This is a genomic window from Actinoplanes sp. CA-051413, assembly GCF_050955795.1.
Classification (GTDB): Bacteria; Actinomycetota; Actinomycetes; order Mycobacteriales; family Micromonosporaceae; genus Actinoplanes.
In genome coordinates, this window is the sequence record NZ_CP192100.1 from 2,362,790 (window position 1) to 2,385,112 (window position 22,323).

The following is a 22,323-nucleotide window of genomic DNA, read 5'->3' on the forward strand; positions in this document are numbered from 1 at the left end:
GCAGACGGCACACATACAAGAGAAAAGAGGACGCCATGGAAGTTGTAATCGGTGTACTCATCTTCGTGATCGCCCTTTTTGCGGTGATCACGCTGGTTCGGTCGGTCCGCATCGTCCCGCAGCAGCGGCACGACGTGGTGGAGCGGCTGGGTAAGTACAAGCGCACCCTGTCCCCGGGGCTCAACCTGCTGGTGCCGTTCGTCGACACGGTCCGTACCAAGGTGGACATGCGGGAGAACGTGGTCAGCTTCCCGCCGCAGCCGGTGATCACCTCGGACAACCTGGTGGTCTCGATCGACACGGTGCTCTACTTCAAGGTCGTCGACCCGGTGCGGGCGACGTACGAGATCGCGAACTTCCTCCAGGCCATCGAGCAGCTGACCGTCACCACCCTGCGTAACGTCATCGGCTCGCTCGACCTGGAGCGGGCACTGACCAGCCGCGAGGAGATCAACCGGCACCTGTCGGGGGTGCTCGACGAGACCACCGGCCGGTGGGGCGTCAAGGTCACCCGGGTCGAGATCAAGGCGATCGAGCCGCCGCCGAGCATCCGCGACTCGATGGAGAAGCAGATGCGTGCCGAGCGGGACCGCCGCGCCGCGATCCTGACCGCCGAGGGTGTCAAGCAGTCACAGATCCTCACGGCCGAGGGTGACAAGCAGTCCGCGGTGCTGCGCGCCGACGGTGACCGGCAGGCCCGGATCCTGACCGCCGAGGGTCAGGCCAAGGCCATCCGGACGGTGTTCCACGCGATCCACGAGGCCAACCCGAGCCAGAAGGTGCTGGCGTACCAGTACCTGCAGGCCCTGCCGCAGATCGCCAACGGCTCGGCCAACAAGGTCTGGATCGTGCCGACCGAGCTGACCCGGGCCCTGGAGGGCATGGGCGGCGCGCTGGGCGGACTGGCCAACATGGTCGGCGACCTGCCGACGGGCAAGGTCGACGCCGCTGCGGTCGAACGGGAGGCCGCCGAGGCCGCCGAGGCCGCGGCCAAGGAGGCCGCCGCTGTGAACGCCCAGGTCCGAGCGGCCGAGGCGCAGGTCTCCGGCGACACCGGTCCCCGGAGTCTGGCGGCCCCGCCCACGGTGCCGCCGTCGGCGGCACTCGGCGGTGCCGACTACAACGGCGTGGGCGAGCCCGAACGCGCCTGACGTCCGCCCCGGCGGTGCAAGATCGGAGCGAATAACGCAAAACCCCGCGCTGTGCGCGGGGTTTTGCCATGCTGACCGAGGATTCCGACCGGTACCCCCGGGCCGCTCGGCTGTGAGCCCACCACGAGGCGGAGCCATGAGCCATGAGCATTAGTCAGAACCAGACTGCCAGTGGACGGCCGCTGCGGGTGGCACCGGCCTGGGTCGGCGCCGCGGGGCCGGGTGCCGTCGCGGAACATCACCTGCCGGTGCGCGAAGCCGTCTGGATCTGGTCGGTGCGTCGCTATGCGCGCGTCTCGCTCTGGGCCCTGCCGGTCGGCGCGGCCCTCTATGGCTGGTCCACTCTGGGCATCTCCGCCCCGCCCGGACCGCTGCTGCTCAAGCTGGCCGCCGGCTGGTTCTGCGCCATCGCGATGATCGGCCTCGCCGGGCTGCTGGCCGGTTCCCGCACCCGCCGCTCGGCCGTCGCCGGGCTGCTCATCGCCATGGCCGGCTTCATCATGCTGCTGCCGCTGGCCGCGCTGCCGACCGGCACCGGCCCGGACGGCATCGGCCTCAGCGCCGCCCAGGTGCACACCGCCTCGCTGGTCGCGGCGGCCGTGACCGGCACCGGCTGGCTGCTGCTGGGCTGGGCGGTCTTCCGCTCCAAGCTGGTCAACCCGGCCGACGGCGTGCTGCTGATGCTCGCGGCCGTGTCGATCGGTGCCGGGTCGCACGCGATGCGCCCGCTGCCCACCGTGGGAGCGTTGCTGCTGCTGGCCGCCGGCATGGGCCTGGCCTGGACCGGCTCACGGCTCATCCCGCCGGCCTGATCCGCCGTACCCGGGTGGCATGCTCGGCTCGAAGCCACGACGAGCCGGGGAGTGCACATGGGCAAGGTGGTCGCCGACATCTCGGTGTCGCTCGACGGATACGTGACCGGGCCGGACCCCGGCCCCGACAGCGGCCTGGGCAGCGGCGGTGCGGGCCTGCACACCTGGGCGTTCAGCACCGACCCGGTGGACCGCGAGGTGCTGGCGTCGGCCACCGACGCGACCGGCGCGGTGGTCATGGGTCGTCGCCTGTTCGACATCGTCGACGGCCCGCACGGCTGGAACGACGAGGTCGGCTACGGTGCGGGCCTGGCCGCGGCGCCGCCAGTCCTGGTGGTGACCCGCAGACCACCCGAAACGGTACGGCTGGCCGACCGCTTCACCTTCGTTGTGGACGGCGTACGCAGCGCAATCAGCACGGCCCGCGCGATGGCCGAGGAACGCGACGTGGTGGTCATGGGCGGCGCCCAGGTCATCCGGGGTGCGCTGGCAGCTGACGCGGTCGACGAGCTGCGCCTGCACCTCTCGCCGGTGCTGCTCGGCGGGGGCACGCCGCTGTTCGACGCCGGGGTCAGCCCGCGCACCCTGCGCCAGATCCACGTCCGGGTCTCCCCGCACGCCACCCACCTGACCTACCGCGTCGACTGACCGGCACTTGGGTGATGCCGTCCGGCCTACTCGTTGGCGGTCAGCGTCAGGGATTCACGAGCGGGCGCCTCGCCGGACCGGCCGGCCGGCTCGGCGCCGGCCAGGGTGAAAACCAGGCGAGCGCCCTGCTGATAAGAAGCGTCCAGGGCGATCTCACCACCGTGATGCTCGACGATTTTCTTGCACAGGGCCAGACCGATTCCGGTGCCCGGGTAGCTGTCCCGCGGGTGCAGCCGCTGAAAGATAACGAATATCTTACCGGCGAACTCGGGATCGATCCCGATGCCGTTGTCCTCGACGCCGAATGTCCAGACGCCGTCGTCAACGTCGGCAGTGATGTGGATCAGTGGGGGCTGCCCCGGCCGGCGGAATTTGATCGCGTTGCCGATCAAGTTCTGCCAGAGCATGGTCAGGAGGGTGGCGTCGCCGGGAACAGTGGGCAGGGTGGGCCTGACGATGCGGCCGCCGGACTCGCCGATGGCCAGGGCGAGGCTTTCCTCCGCCTGCGCGACGGTCTGGTTCAGATCAACCGGCTGGACGGCCTTGTGCACGCGGCCGATGCGGGAGAAGGCGAGCAGGTCGTTGATCAAAGTCTGCATTCGCGAGGCGCCGTCGACCGCGAAGCCGATGTACTGCTGCGCCCGCTCGTCGAGTCCGTCGGCGTAGCGCCGCTGCAGCAACTGACAGAACGAGGCGACCTTGCGGAGCGGCTCCTGCAGGTCGTGCGAGGCGACGTAGGCGAATTGTTCCAGGTCGGCGTTGGACCTCTGCAGTTCACGTTGCTGCTGTTCCAGCTGCTCCCGGGCGCGTTGGCTCGTCGCGAGCCCGTCGACCAGGCGCCGCCGCATCGCTTCGACGTCATGACCGAGCCGGGCCAGGTCGGCAGGGCCCGCGGGGGTCAGGCCATGAGCGAAGTCTCCTCCGGCGACGCGGCGCACCGCCCTGCTCAGCTGGATCAGCGGCCGGAGCACCACCACGCGCAGCAGGACAGCGATCAGCACGAGGAAGGCGAGCAGGACGGCCGCGAGGAAGACGAAGACACCGTTGCGGACCTGTCGAGATTGATCGAGTGCGGCCCGCCCGTCCTGCCTGATCTCGATGAGGCGACCGTCCAGTACGGCGACGCTGGCCCGTACCGCGTCGAAGGCGATCTTGCTCTGCATCACGGCTGTCATGGGCGCCGGCGCGGCGCCGTCCTGATGGCGTGCGATCAGCGGGTCGGCCACGGTGGTGCGCCACCGGCGTGCCTGCTCCTCAGCATCGGCCAGGCCGGCCGACGCGAGCGGCTCGGTGCTCAACAGCTGCCGGATCCGGGCAACGGCCGCCTGCTCGTCGGCGATTCCCTGCTGGTACGGCTCGAGGAACTGCCGTTGACCACTCAACAGGTAGCCGCGTACGCCGATCTCCTGGGTGACCAGCGCCGCGCCGAACTCCACCACGGCGGTCCGCGCCGGGGACACCCGATCGCTCAGATGGTTCGAGACCGTCGCTGTGCGCGACAGTGCCTGCGCTCCGACAACCGCACCGGCCAGCACCAGCACCACCATGGCCACCAGCACCGACGCGAACCATCGCTGGGTGGTCCAGCGGCTGCCGGGCGGACCAGTGACGGTCGCGCCATCGTCGACATCGGCCACGGCGGTGAGATTCACAGGCGCACGGTACGCGAGGGCCCACCGTCGTGCCAGGGAGCAAGATTTCAGGCTCCGCCGCGCCGAACTCGACAAGTTGCGTCGGTTGCTGCGTCGATTGATCGGCGGTATGGTCCGGGGAGTGTCCACCGGCGTCGCCCGGCGGGCAGCTCTCGACGACGGACCAGTCGCCCGTGAATGAGGTCTTCAGCATCAGTGGAAGGACGACCATGAACGTGACAGTCGCCACCTCGATGACCGACATGTCCGAGGCCCCGACCGGCCCCGGCGGCCAGCGAGACGTCACCGACGCCGTGCAGCTGGTGAAGGCCATGGCCGCCCTGCCGACGGGCGATCCGGCCAAGGCTCGTCTCCGCGAGCGCGCCATCGAAGCGTGGCTGCCGTTGGCGCAGCATCTTGCCCACCGCTACTACGGCCGCGGCGAGCCCCAGGACGACCTGACGCAGACGGCGACCATTGGTCTGATCAAGGCAGTCGACCGGTTCGACCCGGACCGCGGAGTCGACTTCGCCGGCTTCGCCATTCCCACCATTCTCGGCGAGATCAAGAGGCACTTCCGCGACCGCACCTGGTCCATCCGGGTGCCGCGGCGGCTGCAGGAGCTCCGAGCGGCGATCACGGCCGCCAACAACACGCTCAGCCACACCCTGGGTCGTTCGCCGACTGTGGCCGACATCGCCGTCCACCTCGGGATCACCGAGGAGTCGGTGCTGGAAGGGCTCGAGGGTGCCATGGCCTACAGCGCCACCAGCCTCGCCACTCCAATCGGGGCCGAGGGAGACCGGGAGCTGGGCGACACGCTCGGTGGCTATGACCACGATCTCGAACTCGTCGACATGCGCCTTGCGCTCGGGCCGGCCCTCGCGTCGCTCGACGCCCGGGATCAGAAGATCGTCGCTCTGCGGTTCTACGGAAATCTGACGCAGGCGCAGATCGCCGAGCAGCTCGGCATCTCGCAGATGCACGTCTCGAGGCTGCTCACCCGGGCCCTGCTGACGCTTCGCCACCGGATCGACGCCGGCTGACGCCATCCTCGCGGTCGCAGGAGGGCCCGCCCGGTTCAGGGGTTCGAACCGGCGAAGCCCCGGCGGGAGCCCATGCCGCTCGGGCTGGCTCGACCCGCCGGGGCCGCTGGTCGATCAGGAAGCTCAGTGGTTGTGCGAGTCGGTACGCGGGTCGGTGTCGCTGCTGCGGCTGCCGGCCTTCGCCAGGCCGCGGCTGACCATGTAGCCGATGGTGAGCAGAGTGATGTACCACCACGCCTTGTCGGCGGCGAAGATGTCGCTGCCGTCGTTGTTGGCGCGGTCGCCGACCACGTACGAGGCGATCAGTACGCCCAGAACGGCAGCCACGTAGACGATCAGCTCGGTGGTCTTGAACGAGGGCTTCGTCTCCTCGCCGTGCGTACGGGTGCGCGCAACGCCCTTGGTGTCGTTGTTCCCGCGAGTGGACGTCGTCATTTTTGCCATCTCCTGAAGCTGTCAAGATTGCTGTGGGGGTGCCCTTGGCGTAATGCCGCCGGCGAAAATGGTGTACCCCGTGCTCGGGAATCCACACGATAATCGCAGAATGAATCCGGCCCGCGGTGCGCTCAAGATACTTTTTCCTGGTCAGCGCCGGTCACGCTTTCTGAGCCGCTGAATCGGTGCCGCGGTAATTCATTCCCGTATTGACGTGCGGGTGAAACTCGCGGCCGGGGGTTGCCCCGGAACGGCTACCGCCAAACCACAATCAATCTGAGCTGTACGCCTGCTCACGGGTCGCGCCGGCCGTGCTCTGGTAGCTGAGCACGAACATGCAGCTCAAATAGAGACCGAACAGTCCCTGGTGCACCGCGATGAAGGTGAGGCCCTTTCCGGCGGGCAGCACGAGGAAGATTCCGCCGAAGTATGCGACGAGATGCAGACCGATCAGGGGCAGTTCGCGCAGCCGTTGTCGGGTATGGCTGTTGACGAGGTGGCGGGCGCCGGCGAAGTGGGCTTTCACCGCCTCCAACAGCAGCAGGGGCAGAGCCGTCCAGGCGCGATGGTGGTGGCGCGTACCGGCGGGCAGCCGGCTGAGCTGAGCAATCCATGCGGCGGAGATGAGCCCGAGGATCCCGACGTCAGGATCGTCGTCTGCGTCGTCCGGGCCGGCGGGATGGCGGGTGGGCCGCGAGGCCCACCAATCGAAGCTGAATCCCACACCCACATTGGTCAGGGAAACCCCTAGCAGGTAATTGGCCCGGGGGGACGGGAAGATCCGGCTGTGCCCCACGTCGTGGCCGAGGACGGCGAGCCGCGTGGACAACAGGGCGAAATAGGACGCCAGGGCCAGCTGCCACCAGGAATTCCCGATCAGCACAAAAGCAGTCACGGCAATGGCGAACAACGAGAGCACGACAACGGTCTGACCGACCCAATATCCGCAGTACTGGTCCGGTGCGGCCCACCGCGGGGTCGCGGTCGTCGCGCGGTCGTCGCCGGACACCTTATGGGGCTGCATTGCCGCTCCCGCTCCACAGTCATCCACATGGGCGCTGCCGGGGTCCGGAGCAGGCGGAGGGTTATTACCCGGCGCAGCACATGTCACACCCTCGACTGTGGCGTTCCCGTCTACTGCACTGCGTGGATGGCTGCGACGGCTGCGTGAGCGTCCGGCACCGTGATGGTGACAGTCCGGCCGGTGCGCAGGATCAGCCGCAGGGCCGGCCCGGAGCGGACCGTGCAGCTGGTGCGGCGCGGCGTCCACCAGAAGCCGTAGGAGACGGACCACGGTGACAGGTCAATGACCTCGGCGTGCTCGATGTGCTCGATGCGGTAGGTGCCGCGCGGCCAGCCGAACACTCCGAAGCGGACCGAGACCCCGTTCGGGCCTGCGGCCGTCCGGACGCTGCCGGCGGTCAGCACGTTGACCAGCACGGCGGTGGCCGCGACGAGCAGCGGGACCACCAGGCCGGGCCCGCTGCCGTCTCCGGCGTTGCCCAGGACGAGCAGCGGCACCACCAGGGCGATGCTCAGCACCACCATGGGCCAGTTCGTGACCCGTCCGGTGTAGAGGGAGAACGGGCCCGTTCCAGGAATCGCGGGTGCCGTCACGGGGCACCGTCCTTTCGGTTGGTCACGTGAGCTGCTCGATGAGGCGGATCAGGTCGCTGCGGCCGAGCCCGTACCGGCGGGCCACCGTCACCAGTTCCTGGGCCGCCTCGGCGACCGGGGCCGGCTCGGTCATGGTCGACGCGACGCGCGCCCCCCGGCCTCGGCGGAACTCCAGCAGGCCGTCGTCGCGCAGCTGCCGGTACGCGGTCAGCACGGTGTTGCGATCGACTGACAGCGCCGAGGCCAGTTCGGCCGCCGGCGGCAGCTGCTCGCCCACCTTGAGCTCGCCCGAGACGACGCCTTGGCGGACGCATCGGGCGATCTGGTGCTGGAGCAGCTCCCGCGACGAATGATCGATCAGCCATCTCATAGTGCTAGCATTATCAGCACCATTATTCGAGTGAGTCAAGCCGTTCGTGCACCCACGCCAGCGTCGCCACACCTTGGGCTCGCTGGAAGTCGCGGACGGTCGGCAGGCCGGGTGGGGCCGGCTGGCGGGCGGCGTCGAGGAAGAAGCCCGCCATGCCGGCGAGGAGCGCGGTCAGATCCTGCGGGTCGACGCCGGGGGTGTGCTCGGTGAGCAACCGGTCCGCCGGCTGCCCGCCGTAGAGCCGTACGTTGATCAGCAGCAGCACCGTGTCCACCCAGCCCGCGCCGCGGCAGGCCCAGGGCCAGTCGACCAGCGTGACCCGGCCGTCCGGGGCGACCAGCAGGTTGTCGGCCCGCACGTCGAAGTGCACGAGCGTGTCCCCGGCAACCGCGGTCCGCGCCCGGTCGGCGAGCGCGCACAGCCGGTCGAGGTGTTGCTCGGCCCAGGGATCGAGGTTCCCCGGCGGGTCGGCGGCGATCCGTTCCCAGCCGCCGAAGTCGTAGCCGAGGACGTCGGCCGCCAGTGGTACGTCGGTGACCGGTGATGGGGTGAGCCGGCGAGCCAGGTCCCGCAGCACGGTCAGTACGGTGGCCAGTTCGCCGGCCTGCCACGGGGTGTGCGGATGCCGGCCGGGCACGTCCTCGAGCACGAGCGCGACCCACTCGCCGTCGTCGTAGGTGCCCAGCAGGCGTGGCGCGGCTGCTTCCTGCGGCAGGCGTGCCGTGACGGCTGCTTCGCGGCGGTGCATGTCGACGCTGACCGGATTCTGTGCCGTGCTGACTGCTTTGACGAAGGCCCGGGTGCCGGCTGCGGTCCGTACCCGGTCGGCGGTGCCGGGGGAGAACCCACCCGGCTGGGACACGGCCTCCACAACGGGGGAGCCGAGCAGGTCCTCGATCGCCGCACGGACCTCGCCGGGAAGGTCCGTCCAGCCGATCCGTACGCCGGTTGCCTGGGTCATGCCGGGATTCTGCCCGCTGGGACGACCGGCTTGCGCCCCATTTATCCAGTCGCCGTGACGGCCACGGGCGCCGGCCCGGTCACCGGCACCGGGCGGGGGATCCGCACCGCGCACAGCAGCGCCCCGAACAGTGCCGCCGCGAACACCAGCATCGCGATCGTGTACGACCGAGGGCTGGGCTGGCCCGACGCGTTCACCGACCAGGTCAGCACGGTGCCGCCCAGGGTGGCGCCCAGGCTGCCGCCGACCGTACGCATGACGGTGTTGACCGCGGCCGACACCCCGGTCCGCTCGGGTGGCACCGCCTCGACCACCAGGGCCCCGACGGCCGCGAACGCGAGCCCGACGCCCGCCCCCATCAGCAGAACAGCCAGGCACACCTGCGCGATGGTCCCGTGCAGCACCGCCAGCAGCAGGTACGCCGAACCGGCCGTGGCCGTGCCCACGGTCAGCGCCGCGCGGGGCCCGTGCCGCCGGACCAACCGGCTCTGCAGGGGCATGACCAGCAGCGTGCCCAGCGCGGTCGGCAGCATCACCAGTCCGACCACGCTCGGGCCGGCCCCGAAGCCGATCCCGCTGCTCGCCGGCTGGGCCACCAGCAGCGGCACCAGCATCCACGAGCCGAACATGCCGACGCCGAGCAGCAGGGTCGCGGCGTTGGTGGCCCGGACGGTGGGCAGCGCCATGGTGCGCAGGTCGACCAGCGGGTGCCGGGCCTTGTGTTGCCGGATCAGCCACAGCCCCGCGACCACGGGTGCGGCCAGGGCGGAGCCCCACACCTGCGGGGCCGTCCAGCCGTACGAGCCGGAGAGGCTGATCGCGAGCAGCAGCAGGCCGAGCCAGGTGGCCAGCAGGACCGCGCCCGGCCAGTCGATGCCCCCGTCGTCACGGCGGCGGGTTCCGCGCGGGAGCAACGCGGCCACCGGGATCGCCGCCAGCACCGACACCAACGCCGGGATGCCGAACAACCATCGGGACGACACCACGGTGAGCAGTGGCCCGGCGGCGACCGTGCCGGCGGCGCCACCCACGCTCATCACAGTGGAGACGGCGACGAACGCCCGGGGCCGCCGTACGGGTGGCACGTGGTCGCGGATCAGGGCGAAGCAGAGCGGGAAGACCGCACCGCCGAGGCCCTGGACCGCCCGCCCGGCCACCATCAGGGCGAGCCCGTCGGCGAGCGCGGACAGCACCGAGCCGGCGCTCATCGCGGCGAGCGCGCCGAGCAGGACGCTGCGCTTGCCGTGCAGGTCGGCGAGCCGGCCCAGCAGCGGGGTCGAGACCGACGCGCTGAGCAGGAAGCCGGTCAGGATCCACGCGGCGCCGGACGGGGTCGTGCCGAGCTCGCGCTGGAAGACGCCGAGCGCCGGGACGACCAGCGACTGCAGCACCGAGTAGGCGGCGGTGGCCAGGCAGAGCCCGGCCAGGACGGCGGCGACCCGGGCTTCCACCGGGCCGCCGCCGGGCCGCGGGCCTGCTGTCACGGTCGCAGCGCCACGGCCGCGGGCGCTACGACGGTGTTGCGGTTGGCCGGGCGCGGCAGCCCGTAGTGCTCGCGCAGGGTCCGCCCGGTGTACTCGGTACGGAACCGGCCGCGTTCCTGCAGGATCGGCACCACCTCGTCGACGAAGCGGGCCAGCGAGGACGGCAGGACCGGCGGCATGATGTTGAAGCCGTCCGCCGCCCCGTTGTCGTACCAGGACTCGATCTTGTCGGCGACCTGCTCCGCCGTACCGGTGAAGGTGAGGTGTCCGCGCCCGCCGCCCAGCCGGGCGATGATCTCGCGGACCGTGAGCCGCTCGCGGCGGCCGAGGTTGACCACCAGCGTGCGGCGGCTCTTCGCCCCCTCGATCTCCTCCTCGGCCGGCAGGTGCGCGGGCAGTTCCTGGTCCAGGCGCAGCTCGCCGATGTCCACACCGAGCAGCTCGGCCAGGCCGGGCAGCGCGAACTCGGCGCGGATCAGCCGGTTGAGCTCCGCGTCGAGCTCGCGGGCCTCGGCCTCGGTGCCGCCAATCAGCGGCACGATCCCCGGCAGGATCTTGATGTGGTCCGGGTCCCGGCCGTGCTCGGCCGTGCGCCGCTTGAGGTCGTCGTAGAACTCACTCGCGTCGGCGAGCGTCTGGTGCGCGGTGAAGACCGCCTCGGCGTAGCGGGCGGCGAAGTTGCGGCCGTTCGCCGAGGAACCGGCCTGCACCAGCAGCGGATGGCCCTGCGGGGTGCGCGGCACGTTGAGCGCGCCGGCCACCCGGAAGTGGGTGCCCGCGTGGGCCGGCGGATAGATCCTGTCCCGGTCGCCCCACACCCCGCCGGCCTTGTCGGCGAGCACCACGTCGTCGTCCCAGGAGTCCCAGAGCTTGAGCGAGACGTCGACGAACTCGGCGGCCCGCTCGTAGCGCTCGCTGTGCGCCGGGAGCCGGTCCAGGTTGAAGTTGCGGGCGGCGTCGAGCCCGGCCGTGGTGACGATGTTCCAGCCGGCCCGGCCCCCGCTGACCAGGTCCAGCGAGGCGAACCGCCGGGCCAGGTTGTACGGCTCGTTGTAGGTGGTCGACGCCGTGGCGATCAGCCCGATCCGCTCGGTGGCCCCGGCGAGCGCGGTGAGCAGTACGGTCGGCTCCAGCGTGCCGGACGGCCGGCGTCCGACCTGGTCCCACAGCACCGGCCCGTCGGCCAGGAACAGCGAGTCGAGCTTGCCGCGTTCGGCGATCCGCGCCAGGTTCTTGTAGTGCTCGACGTCGACGTCGGCGCGCGGGTCGCTCTCGGGCAGCCGCCAGGCGGCCTCGTGGTGCCCGACGCCCATCAGGAACGCGTTCAGGTGCAACTGCCCGGGCCGGCTCATCGCGCTGCCTGCGGCGTGTAGTGGCCGGCCTCGTCGCCCTCGATGACGTAGCTGCTCCCGCCGTCCGCGCCCACCGGCACGGTCCCGGCGACGGTGACCCGGTGCAGTTTGCGGGGCAGGTCGCCGTAGTCGTCGGCGGCGTAGTGCTGGGTGGTGCGGTTGTCGAAGATCACGACGTCACCGACCGCCCAGTGGTGGCGCAGCGTGTTCTCCGGCCGCGTCACGTAGGCCTGCAACAGCCGCAGCAGATCCTTCGACTCCGTCCGGGACAGGCCGATGATCGTGTCGGCGAAGCCGCCGATGAACAGGTTGGGGGCGCCCGACTCGGGGTGGATGCGCACCACCGGGTGCGCGGTGCGGTACCGCTGGGCGGTGAAGACCTTGTGGTACGCCTCAACCTCTTCGGTACGGAACTGCGGGTGCTCGGCGTAGTCGTGGTCGTTGGTGTGCACGGCCCACAGCCGGTCGGCGAACAGCCGCAGGTGCTCCGGCAGGTCGGCGTAGGCGGCGGCGGTGTTGGCGAAGAGCGTGTCGCCCCCGTACGGCGGGATGACCAGGCTGCGCAGGGTCGTGGCCTTGGGCGGGGCGACCACGAACGTCACGTCGGTGTGCCACGAGTTGGCCCGGGCGCCCTCCCCGCCCTGGACCGCGAGGATGTTGGCGTGCCCGTCGACCGAGGGGACGGTCGGGTGGGCGGTGGTCAGCGGTCCGAACGTGCCGGCGAAGCGCAGATGGGCCTCGTCGTCCAGGTCCTGGCCGCGGAAGATGAGCACCTTGTGCTCGACCAGCGCGCTGTTGAGCCGGGCCGCGAGCTCGGTGTCGATCGGCCGGGCCAGGTCCACGCCGATGACCTCGGCGCCGATCCGGCCGCCGATGCGGCGCACCTCGGTGGTGGTGGGAGCGATCGTCATGACGGTGCCTCCTAGCTGGTGGTGCGCCACGTGGAGAAGCGGCGCTCGGTGATGATCAGGACCTGGTTCACGACGAGGCCGATGGCGGAGATCGTGATGATTCCCGCGTACATGTCGGGCACGGCGAAGTTGTACTGGGCGTAGTTGATGAGGTAGCCGAGGCCGGCCTTGGCGCCGACCATCTCGGCGGCGATCAGGATGAGGATCGAGTAGGCGCCGGCCAGCCGGATCCCGGTGAAGATGGTCGGCACGGCGGCCGGCAGCACGACCTTCTGGAACAGCCGCAGCGAGCCCAGCCCCAGTGAGCGGGCCGACTTGATCAGCAGCGGGTCGACGGTCCGTACGCCGCTGACCGTGTTCAGCAGGATCGGCCACGAGCAGGCGTAGAAGATGATCGCCACTTTGGACGTCTCGCCCAGCCCGAGGATGAGCACGAATACCGGCAGCAGGGCCAGCGCGGCGGTGTTGCGGAACACCTCCAGCAGCGGCGTGAGCAGGGTCGCCGCCGGCTTGTACCAGCCGATCAGCAGGCCGAGAGGGATGGCCGCGACGACGGCCAGGCCGAACCCGGCCAGCGAGCGGCCCAGGCTGGCCTGGGCGTGGTCGATCAGCTCGCCGGACTGCACCAGCTGCCACCAGGCGACCAGCACGTCCGACAGCGGCGGCAGGAACGTGGCGTCGACCAGCCCGAGCCGGGGGAAGATCTCCCAGACGGCGGCCAGGGCCGCCACGGCGACCACCCGGGTGGCGACGGCGCCGGCTCCGCGCAGAAAACGACGGATCCAGGGGTACGCGACCACGGGCGCAGTTCCAGCAACGGCCGCCGGGGTCGCCACCGGGGCCGGCCGGGACTCGATGAGGCTAGACATTCGCCTTCTCCTTCTCGTTCAGTCCCAGCTCCTCGCGGCGGGCCTGACGCACCTCGTCGCGCAGCAGGGTCCAGATCTCGTGGCGGTAGCGGGCGAACTCGGGGTCGGAGCGCAGGTCCTCGGTGGCCGAACGGGCGGTGATGGGCACGTCCACGACCTGCTTGATCCGGCCGGGCCGCGACGTCATGACCGCGACCCGCTGTCCGAGGTAGACGGCCTCCTCGATGCCGTGGGTGATGAACACGACGGTCTTGCCGGTCTTCTCCCAGATCCGCAGCAGCTCGTCCTGCAGCCCGTCGCGGGTCTGCGCGTCCAGCGCGGCGAACGGCTCGTCCATGAGCAGCACGTCCGGGTCGAAGGCGAGGCTGCGGGCGATCGCCACGCGTTGTTTCATGCCGCCGGAGAGCTCGTGCGGATAGCGGTCGTGGAAGCCGGACAGCCCCACGAGGTCCAGGTACTCACGGGCCCGGCCGGCCCGTTCGCGGCGGGGCATGTGCTTGGCCTCCAGACCGAACTGGACGTTGCCCAGCGCGGTTCGCCAGGGCAGCAGGGCGTACTGCTGGAACACGACGCCGCGGTCCAGGCCCGGCCCGGTGACCGGCCGGTCGTCGACCAGGATCCGGCCGCTGGACGGGGTGGCCAGCCCGCCGAGCAGGTCGAGCAGGGTGGACTTGCCGCAGCCGCTGGGCCCGACCAGGACCAGAAACTCACCGGCGTGGACGTCCAGGTTGATGTCCTGCAGGGCGGTGACGCTGGTGCCCCGGGCGTGGAAAACCTTGCTGACGTTGTCGAAGCGGATCTTCGGCGTGCTCACCGGGCACTGCCCGAGGCGACGTCGTTGTACTCGTTGGTGTAGAGGTCGGCCGGCTTCAGGCCGTCGTCCTTGAGCTCGCCGATGCTGTCCAGCCACTCGATCCAGGTGCTGAAGTCGGCGTCGGTGATCGTGCCGCCCTTACCGGCCACGCCGTAGCTCTTCCAGAACTTGAGCTGGCTGTCGTCCTCGCTGCGGGCCCGCTTGGTCAGGATGGACCGGAACCGGGCGATGACCGTGTCGCGCGGCTGGGCGCGGCTCCAGTCGATCGCCTTGGCCGTCGCGGTCACGAATGTGCGTACCGTGTCGGGGTTCTTCTTGAGGAAGTCGTTGCGCACCACGTAGCTGCCGCCGGTGAACGGCCCGAGCAGCTCGAAGTCGGTGTAGAGCGGGCGCAACCCGCCGTGCTCCAGCGCCTTGTCCCGCAACGCGCCGCTGAGCGAGGCGACGTCGATCTGGCCCTGCCGCAGCGACTGCTCGGTGTTGACCGGTGGCACCACGACCAGCTCCACCTGCTTGATCTCGGCGGGCGTCAGGCCGTTGCGCTTGAGGTAGGTCTTGGTGATCGCCTCGGCGTGCGCGCCCAGCGTGTTGACGCCGATCTTCTTGCCGATCAGGTCCCGGGCCGTCCTAATCGGACTGGCTTCCGGCACGAAGAAGCCGTTGTAGCTGTCCTTGTCGGCGCCGTAGTAGCCGATCACCGCGGTGATCGGTGCCTTGGACGCCTTGAGCTTGACGATCGCGCCGTTGAAGGCGCCGCCGAAGTCGATGTCCCCGGTGGTCGCGGCCTGGATGTCCTGCGGGCCGCTGATGGTGTTGCCGATCCATTTGAGCTTCACGTCGCCGAGATAGCCCAGGTCCTCGGCCAGTTCTGCCGGGGTCACCTGGCCGACCCAGCCCTGGTAGCGCAGCTCCTTGGTCTGGGCGCCGCCACCGGCGGCGGCGCTCCCGCAGGCGCTGAGCGCGGAGGTGGCCAGCAGTGCGCCGGCCAGCGCGGCAGCCACGGCGAGTCTGGGTGTCTTCATGGGATCGCTCCTAGCGATGGGTGCGGGTCAGCGACCGGCCGGCGCAGCGCCGGTCGGTGGGAGGGCAGGCGTCATCGCGCCACGTGCGTCAGCGCAGGTGGCGGTTCAGGTGCTGATGGCGGCGGTCGGTCAGATAGCTGGGTAGCTGTGCGCGGCCGTCGGACTCAACAGGTGCAGGAGCACACCCGGAGGAAGTCGACGAAGCGGCGCCGCGTGAGACGCTTGCTCCGGTTCATGGGACCAACGTAAATGTCCCGCTACCCCGCGTCAGCCACTTTGTGACCCAGAGCACATACATTTCCCATAGGTTGGATGGGATATCTAGAGCGGCGTGACGGCGGTGCGGCCGAGTTCCCAGAAGGCGATGGCGGCGGCGGTCGCGACGTTCAGCGAGTCCACATTGTTGTGCATCGGGATGGCGACGCGGACGTCACTGGCCTCCAGCGCCTGGCGGGTGAGCCCGGGACCCTCGGCACCCAGCAGCAGCGCGGGCCGTTCCCGCTGAGCGGCGGTGAGGTGCTGCAGCGCCACCGCGTCGGGCGCCGGGGTCATCGCGAGCAGGGTGAAACCGGCGGCCCGGACGGCGGCGAGGGTCTGCGGCCAGTCGTCGGCTTTCGCGTACGGGATGGCGAAGACCTCGCCCATGCTGACCCGCACGGCCCGGCGATACAGCGGGTCCGCGCAGGTGGGGGAGAGCACCACCGCGTCGATGCCCAGCGCGGCCGCGCTGCGGAAGAGCGCGCCGAGATTCGTGTGGGTGTTCAGCCCCTCCAGCACAGCCAGCCGCCGGGCCCCGGCAAGAAGCTCGTCCAGCGGCGTCAGCGCCCGCCGGTGGAAGGAGGCCAGGATGCCGCGGTGGACGTGGAAGCCGGTGACCGACTCCAGCACGTGCGGGGCGGCCGCGTAGAGCGGCGCGTCGGCGGGCAGATCACCGAGCTGGTCGACCCGCTTCTCGTCGACCAGGGCGGAACGCAGCCGGTACCCGGCCCGCAGCGCGCGGTGGATCACCAGTTCGCCCTCGGCGATGAAGAGCCCGTTCGGCGGCTCCCACTTGGTCCGCAGCTCGACATCGGTCAGCGCCCGGTAGTCGGCGATCCGCGGGTCGTCGGGGTCGGTGATGCTCAGTGCTGGCACATCCGGCATTCTGCCTGCCGCGGCCGGGCCGCCCACGACCGACCGGGTACCGGCAGGATGGGGGGATGTTCGTCGACTCGCTGGAGACTCTGCGCAAGCGCCGCAGTGCCAAGTGGCGCACGTACCCCGATGATGTTCTGCCCATGGGTGTCGCCGAGATGGACTGCTCGCTGGCCCCGGCCGTGACCGCCGCCCTGCGGGCGGCCGTCGACGCCTCCGACACCGGCTACTCGGCGGCGGAGCCGGAGCTCGGCGAGGCGGTCGCCGGCTTCGCGGCCCGGCGCTGGGGGTGGGAGGTGGACCCGGCCGCGGTCACCGCGGTCACCGACGTGGGCGTCGGCGTGGTCGAGCTGCTGCGGATGCTCACCCGCCCGGCGGACACCGTGGTGATCAGCCCGCCGGTCTACCCGCCGTTCTTCGACTGGCCGCCGGAGGCCGGCGTGCAACTGCGGGAGGTGCCGCTCACCGCCGAATACCGCCTGGACCTGCCGGCCCTGGAGGCGGCCTTCGCCGCCCACCCCGCGGTCTACATCCTCTGCAATCCGCACAATCCGGTCGGCCGCGTGCACACCCCGGACGAGCTGGCCGCCCTGGTCCGGCTGGCCGAACTGTACGGCGTGACGATCATCAGCGACGAGATCCACTCCCCGCTGGTGCTGCCGGGCGCCCACTTCACGCCCACCCTGACCGTCCCCGGCGCGGCGGAGGTCACGGTGAGCCTGGTGTCGGCGAGCAAGGCCTTCAACCTGGCCGGCCTCAAGTGCGCGGCGATCGTCACCGGCGGCCCGGCCATGGCGGCGCTGGTCGAGCGCTTCCCGCGGGACATCCGATGGCGCACCGGCCACCTGGGCGTGGCGGCCACGGTGGCGGCGTTCAACGACAGCGATGCCTGGCTCGACGACCTGCTCACCGAGCTCGGCGCCCGCCGCGCCGAGCTGGGCGAGCAGCTGAGCACCCGCCTGCCGAAGATCAACTGGATCCCGCCGGAAGCGACCTACCTGGCCTGGCTGGACTGCCGAGCCCTGGGCGACGACAACGAACCCCGAGAGCTGTTCCTGTCCCGCGCCCGGGTGGGCCTCGAACCAGGCACCCGCTTCGGTGCCCGCGGCGCAGGCTTCGTTCGGCTGAACTTCGGCACAAACGCGGATATCCTCAACGAGGCGACCGCACGTATGGCGAGCGCCACCGACAGGTAGCGGCGGCGGCCCGGACGCTGCGGCAGTACGGTTGTACTGTTCGCGTCGTTCTGCCGTCGGGGGTGTGCAGGTGTCGTCCGGTCCCGGGTCCGACCCTCATATGCTGGCGCTGCTGCGAGCCATCAGGCTCCGGCTCGCCGCACCGGACGCGGCTGCCGCGGGGGCGGCTGATGCTACGGCCGCTCTGGGTGGTGCGGAGGCCGAGGAAACGCCCGCGGGCGAGCCGGTCCACCCCGACTGGATGATGCATCCCGACTGGCCTGCTGCGTCTCCTCCTGGCCAGACCTCGCCTCCCGGCCAGACGTCTCCTTCGGCTCAGACCTCTGCTCCTGGTCAGTCCTCTGCTCCCGGTCAGAGCTCTTCCGCTCAGAGCACGTCTTCCGCTCAGAGCACGTCTTCCGCTCAGAGCTCTTCTTCCGCTCCGGCGTCTTCTTTCGCCAGCGGGGACCAAGCCGGGCCGGCCGGTGCTTTGCCTGCGGCGGATCTGCCCGGCCTGCCGGCGGCGAGCCCGCCTGACCTACCGGCGGCGCATCCCCTGCGGGACACCTCGGCCGGCGGGGTGCCGCGCGTGGAACGAGAGACGGCGGGGAACGACAGCCGGACCTGGCGCGCGAGTGTCGGGCCGATGCCCCGTGGGCCGCGGCCGCCCTATCCGGCTCCTTCCTCGCCGGGCAGCGTTCCCTCGTCGCCGGGTGGCCCGGCTCCTTCCGAGCCCGCGCCTGGGACCGGGCCCGGGCCTGGCTATGTGGTTCCGGATGCTGGTGGGTCTGTGCCGCTTCCCGGGAGTGACCCTGGTGAGCCGGTGGCTCCCGGGAGCGTCGACTCGCCCGGGTGGGCTCCCGGCCGGTCCGGGACGTCGCCGGTGCCGGGCGGTGCGCCGATCCGGCCGGGCACGGCGCCGGCCGTGCCCGATCTCGACGACTTCCTTCCGGATGCCGGTGCAGGAGACGGCGGACGGGTGATGCCCAATCCGATCGGATCGGGGCCGTCCGGATCCGGCTTTCCATTTCTGCGCGGGGGGAGTCCGGCCCTTCCGTCGGCGTTCAGCACGACTCCGGTGCCCGGTGCGGCGCCTGCGCCGGGCGGCGGCGCGGGATCCGTTCCTGGAACGTCCGGCACCGGCCCGGGAACGACTTCCGGCGCGGGCACGGCACCCGGTGCGGGAAGTGGAGTTGGCTCTGCGCCCGGCTCGGGCGGGGCGCCTGGCGCCGGTTCCGGAGTTGGACCGGGTGCCCTCACTGGCTCGGGCGGTGGGCCGGGTGCCGGTTCCGGTTCGGGAGGAGTGCCGGGTGCGGGTTCCGGTTCGGGGACGGCCCCGGGCGCGGGTCCAGGCTCAGGCATGACCCCGGGCGCCGGTCCTGGTTCCGGCCCGGGCGCGGGCGCCGGGTGGGGGTCGGTTCGCGGAGCGGGCAGAGCCTTCGGTGCAGGCATGGCCCCGGGAGGCCTCGGCACATCACCGGTCCCCGGCGCGTCCACCCCCGGCGCGACCGTCCCCGGAGGCGTAGCCCCAGGAAGTGGGCTTCCTGGCGGGGCGGGCCCTAGCGGCACGGTCCCTGGCGGCGCGGTCCCGGGTGGGGCGGGCCCCGGTGGCGCGGTTCCTGGCGGCGCGGTCCCGGGTGGGACCAGCCCTGGTGGCGTGGTCCCGGGCGGAGCGGTACCTGGCGGGGCAACCCCCGGTGGGACCAGCCCTGGTGGCGTGGTCCCGGGCGGAGCGGTACCTGGCGGGGCAACCCCCGGTGGGACCAGCCCTGGTGGCGTGGTCCCGGGCGGGGCGGTCCCCGGTGGGATGGGCCCTGGCGGCATCGTTCCCGGTGGCGCCGTTCCTGGCGGTGGAGCTCCCGGGGGCAATGGCCTGGTGCCTGGCGGCACAATCCCGGGCAGCCTTGTCCCTCCGGCAAGCTCTGGCGGCGGTCAAGGTCCCGCAGCCGGTCGGCCCCAGACCCCAGGGACCACGCCCGGCACGTCGATCGTTCCCGCGGTTCCGCCCGGCACCGTCGTTCCCGCTCGGCCTGGTGCCGTCACCCCGCCCGTGCGGGGCGGGCTGCGTCCCGGGGCCACCACCCCGTACCCGCCGGGGGCTGGGCCTTGGGCCGGCGGCGTACCGCTCATCCCGGCCACCGGTTCGTCGACCGAGCCCATCAGCGGCATTCCCGGCATCGGCGGCCCGCGGCCGGCCGGGCCGCAGTGGCCGGGTGATCCGGTTCAGGCCGTCGGTCCCTTCGGACCGGTACGCATGCCCGACATCGTCCCGCCCGTAGGCGCCCGCCCCGCCCTCCCCGCCGACGGTATGGATCCCGCCGATGACGCCGCCCTGCGGGAGATGGCGCGGCTGCTCGGCAACAGCCTTTCGCTGGCCGGCGGGCCTGAGGAGGTCGCCGACCGGTTGCGGGCTGCTCTCGCTCAGGCCCAGCCGGCGTTGTTCGCCAAGGTGCCCGGCGGACCGGCCGTTCAGGTTGCGCAGCTCGCCGATGCTCTGACCTGGCTGGTGCATCATCTGGGCCAGCCGCCGCTGCTGGTCGCGGCGTGTGGCCGGCTCGGTGCCTCGCTGGCCGAGTGTGGCGTCCTGCCGCAGCAGTTGCAGCTGGCCGGGGCCGCGCTGGCCGAGGCGATGCGGGCGGGGATGGCTGCCGGTGGCTGGCGGCAGGACTTCGACCAGGCTTGGCGGTCGACGTGGCAGCACGCGTACGAGTGGATCGCTCATGGGATGGCCGCCGCCGCTTATCAGCCGGCCGTGTGGACCGCGGTTGTGGTCGGGCACGAGCGGCGCCGGGATGATTTGGCCGTGTTGTGGTTGCGACCGTATTTGCCCATGCCTTACCGGCCCGGTCAGTACGCCCGGATCGAGTTGCCGGACCAGCCCGGCGTGTGGCGGCCGTATTCGCTGGCCGGGAACCCGCGCCGGGACAATATCGTCGAGCTGCACGTGCGGGCCAAGAGTCACAGCGGGATCAGCGGCGCGCTGGTCTACCGGACCGGCATCGGGGACACCGTGCGGATCGCGCGCGCCGAGGGGGAGATGGGGCTGCCCGAGTCCGGCCGGGATCTGCTGATGATCGCCGGGGACACCGGGGTGGTTCCGCTCAAGGCGCTGCTCACTGAGCTGGCTGCGACCGGGGATCCGCGGTCGGCGGTGCTCTTCTGGGGCGTGCGCAATCTGAGCGAGCTGTACGACATCGACGACATCACGGACATTGCCCGGGCCTGCCGGCGGGCCACCGTGATCCCGGTGGTCTCGGAGGGGGAGGCCGGCCCGTACCCGAGCGGCCTGGTCACCGACGCGGTCGCCGCCTACGGCGAATGGTCGGCCCACGAGGTGTACCTGGCCGGACCGCCGCTGATGCTGGCCGCGACCAGCCTGGCCCTGCAGGCGCTGGGCGTGGCCCCCGACCGCATCCACCACGACAAGCCCGACTGACCGGCCCGGCCTGAGCAGCCCGGGTGGCCCGGCGGGCCGGGTGGTCTGGCAGCCCGGGTGGTCCGGCGGCCCGAAGTGGTCCGGCGGCCCGAAGTGGGGCGCGGCCGGCCAAGCCCGAGCGGTCCTCGCCGGACCGCGCCCGGTCAGGCGAGGGCGGCAGCCAGGATCTTGGCGTAGGCCGGCGGCACGAAGGTCGGCCCGCCCGGCGTCAGCACCTCGTCCCGCGAAGCAGCCGCCCACGCCTCAGCCGGCACCGCCGCCCGCAGCGCCGTGATCACCGGTGCGTCCGCCCATTGCGGGTCGTCGCCCAGCATCGTCAGGGCGACCAGGGATTCCTCCACCTCGCCGACGCATTCGAACGGCTTGTGGGCGTCGATGCCCAGCAGTTCCAGGTAGCCCGGCACCTGCGCCGGCTCGGCGAAGAGGTCGCGGCCGAAGATCCGGGTCAGCCGGGCCCGGGACATGGACGGCGCCATGGCCAGCGCCACGAAGCGGCACTTGGGGCAGTCGCCGCACCAGCGGGCCGTCGGGTCGTGCAGCTTGAACGCCTTGTTGCAGCTCGTCACCACGTCGTCGTACGCGGTGTACCGGGCGAAGAGCTGGGCGATGTGCAGCTCCGACAGTGAGCGCAGCAGGGAGAAGTGCGGCTCGGTCAGGCCGGTGTGTGCCGTGACCGCGGCTCGCAGCAGGCCCTCGGCGAGCACTCCCTTGGACCACTGGTGGTTGATCTCGTGACCGTTCCAGATCAGGTTGGGGTCGGAGGCCGAGCGTTCGTTGGACATCACCACCGGGCCTAGGCCGTGCAGGGCCGCGGTTGCGATCGCGATCAGCGAGTTGATCGCGGTCACCGGGATGTGGCCGTTGAGGGCCCCGGCCTTGTTGAGCTCGAACAGGCGCGGGTCGAGCTTGCGGCGGGCGGCCAGGGCGGTCAGGCCGGAGGCGGCGTTCACGTTGACGATCACCGGGTTGGGGTTGACCGAGAACGGCACCGGGTCGAGCCCGGCGGCCCGCAGGATCTCCAGGGTGACGATCGAGTCCTTGCCACCACCGACAGCCGACAGCGGCCGGCCGTCCGAGTTGTCCACGGGGGGAGGCGGCGAATCGGGCGAAGCCGGCGAGGAGACCGACAAAGCCAGCACGTGCGGGAGCTTGTTGACGTACGCGTACTCCCCGAGGCCGTGCGTGTAGACGGCGGTGAAGAACTCGGTGACCGCAGCCGGCACCGCGACCGGCGCCTCGATCCGGGCCGGCGCACCGACCTTGTAGTAGCTCACGCCGGCCACGACGTGCAGCAGCTCGAGCACCTTGAAGAAGTGGGCCGGCGGCTCGCCGGAGCCGAGCGGGAAGGTGATGGTCTCGGTGAACTCCAGCGGGTCCGGGCCGTCGAGCAGGTAGTCGAACTCCGCGACCCCCGTCGCCGGATCGAACCTGTATGCGGGGAACCGCATGACCTCG

At 71.3% G+C, this 22,323-nt stretch carries 20 protein-coding genes; 6 read left to right on the forward strand and 14 right to left on the reverse strand.

Annotation, left to right across the window (positions count from 1 at the left end):
* Positions 1–35 precede the first annotated feature (35 nt).
* The 3 genes from ACQP2Y_RS11330 to ACQP2Y_RS11340 all read left to right on the forward strand — a co-directional run bounded on the left by ACQP2Y_RS11330 (position 36) and on the right by ACQP2Y_RS11340 (position 2,611).
* Positions 36–1,151 (forward strand): SPFH domain-containing protein, encoded by a 1,116-nt coding sequence (locus ACQP2Y_RS11330; RefSeq protein WP_433727046.1) that lies wholly within the window; start codon positions 36–38, stop codon positions 1,149–1,151.
* Between the two features lie 143 nt (positions 1,152–1,294).
* A complete protein-coding gene (locus tag ACQP2Y_RS11335; protein ID WP_360833048.1) occupies positions 1,295–1,963 on the forward strand; it encodes a hypothetical protein in 669 nt (222 codons plus the stop codon).
* A gap of 57 nt (positions 1,964–2,020) precedes the next feature.
* Positions 2,021–2,611 carry a dihydrofolate reductase family protein gene (locus ACQP2Y_RS11340; RefSeq protein ID WP_433727048.1) on the forward strand — a complete coding sequence of 197 codons (591 nt, stop codon included), beginning with the start codon at positions 2,021–2,023 and terminating at the stop codon, positions 2,609–2,611.
* A 26-nt stretch (positions 2,612–2,637) separates the two neighbouring features.
* Here the strand turns inward: ACQP2Y_RS11340 and ACQP2Y_RS11345 are convergent, their stop codons facing one another.
* The gene (locus ACQP2Y_RS11345) at positions 2,638–4,248 is read right to left on the reverse strand and encodes a sensor histidine kinase (protein WP_433727050.1); all 1,611 of its coding nucleotides are present in this window, start codon (positions 4,246–4,248) and stop codon (positions 2,638–2,640) included.
* Between the two features lie 257 nt (positions 4,249–4,505).
* On the opposite strand from ACQP2Y_RS11345, the gene ACQP2Y_RS11350 reads away from it, so the two are divergent.
* Positions 4,506–5,288 (forward strand): SigB/SigF/SigG family RNA polymerase sigma factor, encoded by a 783-nt coding sequence (locus tag ACQP2Y_RS11350; protein ID WP_433731902.1) that lies wholly within the window; start codon positions 4,506–4,508, stop codon positions 5,286–5,288.
* Positions 5,289–5,411: 123 nt separating this feature from the next.
* Here the strand turns inward: ACQP2Y_RS11350 and ACQP2Y_RS11355 are convergent, their stop codons facing one another.
* The 12 genes from ACQP2Y_RS11355 to ACQP2Y_RS11410 form a co-directional block, all read right to left on the reverse strand.
* Positions 5,412–5,723, reverse strand: coding sequence for a hypothetical protein (locus ACQP2Y_RS11355; protein WP_212994802.1), 312 nt, complete (start codon positions 5,721–5,723; stop codon positions 5,412–5,414).
* A gap of 271 nt (positions 5,724–5,994) precedes the next feature.
* Entirely contained in the window at positions 5,995–6,732 is a 738-nt protein-coding gene (locus tag ACQP2Y_RS11360) for a hypothetical protein (RefSeq protein WP_433727052.1), read from the reverse strand.
* A gap of 125 nt (positions 6,733–6,857) precedes the next feature.
* On the reverse strand, positions 6,858–7,340 hold the full coding sequence (locus ACQP2Y_RS11365; protein WP_433727054.1) for a hypothetical protein: 483 nt from the start codon (positions 7,338–7,340) through the stop codon (positions 6,858–6,860).
* 22 nt (positions 7,341–7,362) lie between these two features.
* Positions 7,363–7,710, reverse strand: a complete 348-nt coding sequence (locus ACQP2Y_RS11370; protein WP_433727056.1) for a GntR family transcriptional regulator — start codon at positions 7,708–7,710, stop codon at positions 7,363–7,365.
* A 22-nt stretch (positions 7,711–7,732) separates the two neighbouring features.
* Complete coding sequence (locus ACQP2Y_RS11375; protein ID WP_433727058.1) at positions 7,733–8,671, reverse strand: phosphotransferase family protein; 939 nt, start codon at positions 8,669–8,671, stop codon at positions 7,733–7,735.
* Between the two features lie 41 nt (positions 8,672–8,712).
* Positions 8,713–10,155, reverse strand: coding sequence for an MFS transporter (locus tag ACQP2Y_RS11380; protein ID WP_433727060.1), 1,443 nt, complete (start codon positions 10,153–10,155; stop codon positions 8,713–8,715).
* Complete coding sequence (locus tag ACQP2Y_RS11385; RefSeq protein ID WP_433727062.1) at positions 10,152–11,507, reverse strand: LLM class flavin-dependent oxidoreductase; 1,356 nt, start codon at positions 11,505–11,507, stop codon at positions 10,152–10,154. Before ACQP2Y_RS11385 ends, ACQP2Y_RS11380 begins: the two co-directional genes overlap by 4 nt.
* Positions 11,504–12,418 (reverse strand): TauD/TfdA dioxygenase family protein, encoded by a 915-nt coding sequence (locus ACQP2Y_RS11390; RefSeq protein ID WP_433727064.1) that lies wholly within the window; start codon positions 12,416–12,418, stop codon positions 11,504–11,506. Before ACQP2Y_RS11390 ends, ACQP2Y_RS11385 begins: the two co-directional genes overlap by 4 nt.
* 11 nt (positions 12,419–12,429) lie before the next feature.
* Positions 12,430–13,287, reverse strand: a complete 858-nt coding sequence (locus ACQP2Y_RS11395) for an ABC transporter permease (protein ID WP_433727066.1) — start codon at positions 13,285–13,287, stop codon at positions 12,430–12,432.
* Positions 13,280–14,101, reverse strand: a complete 822-nt coding sequence (locus ACQP2Y_RS11400; protein WP_433727068.1) for an ABC transporter ATP-binding protein — start codon at positions 14,099–14,101, stop codon at positions 13,280–13,282. The genes ACQP2Y_RS11395 and ACQP2Y_RS11400 overlap by 8 nt, the downstream gene beginning before the upstream one ends.
* The gene (locus ACQP2Y_RS11405; RefSeq protein ID WP_433727070.1) at positions 14,098–15,123 is read right to left on the reverse strand and encodes an ABC transporter substrate-binding protein; all 1,026 of its coding nucleotides are present in this window, start codon (positions 15,121–15,123) and stop codon (positions 14,098–14,100) included. The genes ACQP2Y_RS11400 and ACQP2Y_RS11405 overlap by 4 nt, the downstream gene beginning before the upstream one ends.
* Before the next feature lie 321 nt (positions 15,124–15,444).
* On the reverse strand, positions 15,445–16,266 hold the full coding sequence (locus ACQP2Y_RS11410) for a TrmH family RNA methyltransferase (protein ID WP_433727072.1): 822 nt from the start codon (positions 16,264–16,266) through the stop codon (positions 15,445–15,447).
* Positions 16,267–16,322: 56 nt separating this feature from the next.
* Between ACQP2Y_RS11410 and ACQP2Y_RS11415 the strand changes: the two genes are divergently transcribed.
* Both ACQP2Y_RS11415 and ACQP2Y_RS11420 read left to right on the forward strand, forming a co-directional pair.
* Positions 16,323–17,453, forward strand: coding sequence for a MalY/PatB family protein (locus ACQP2Y_RS11415; RefSeq protein ID WP_433727074.1), 1,131 nt, complete (start codon positions 16,323–16,325; stop codon positions 17,451–17,453).
* Positions 17,454–19,686: 2,233 nt separating this feature from the next.
* Positions 19,687–20,868, forward strand: coding sequence for a globin (locus ACQP2Y_RS11420; protein ID WP_433727076.1), 1,182 nt, complete (start codon positions 19,687–19,689; stop codon positions 20,866–20,868).
* A gap of 143 nt (positions 20,869–21,011) precedes the next feature.
* Here the strand turns inward: ACQP2Y_RS11420 and ACQP2Y_RS11425 are convergent, their stop codons facing one another.
* A complete protein-coding gene (locus tag ACQP2Y_RS11425) occupies positions 21,012–22,316 on the reverse strand; it encodes a hypothetical protein (protein ID WP_433731904.1) in 1,305 nt (434 codons plus the stop codon).
* Positions 22,317–22,323 lie beyond the last annotated feature (7 nt).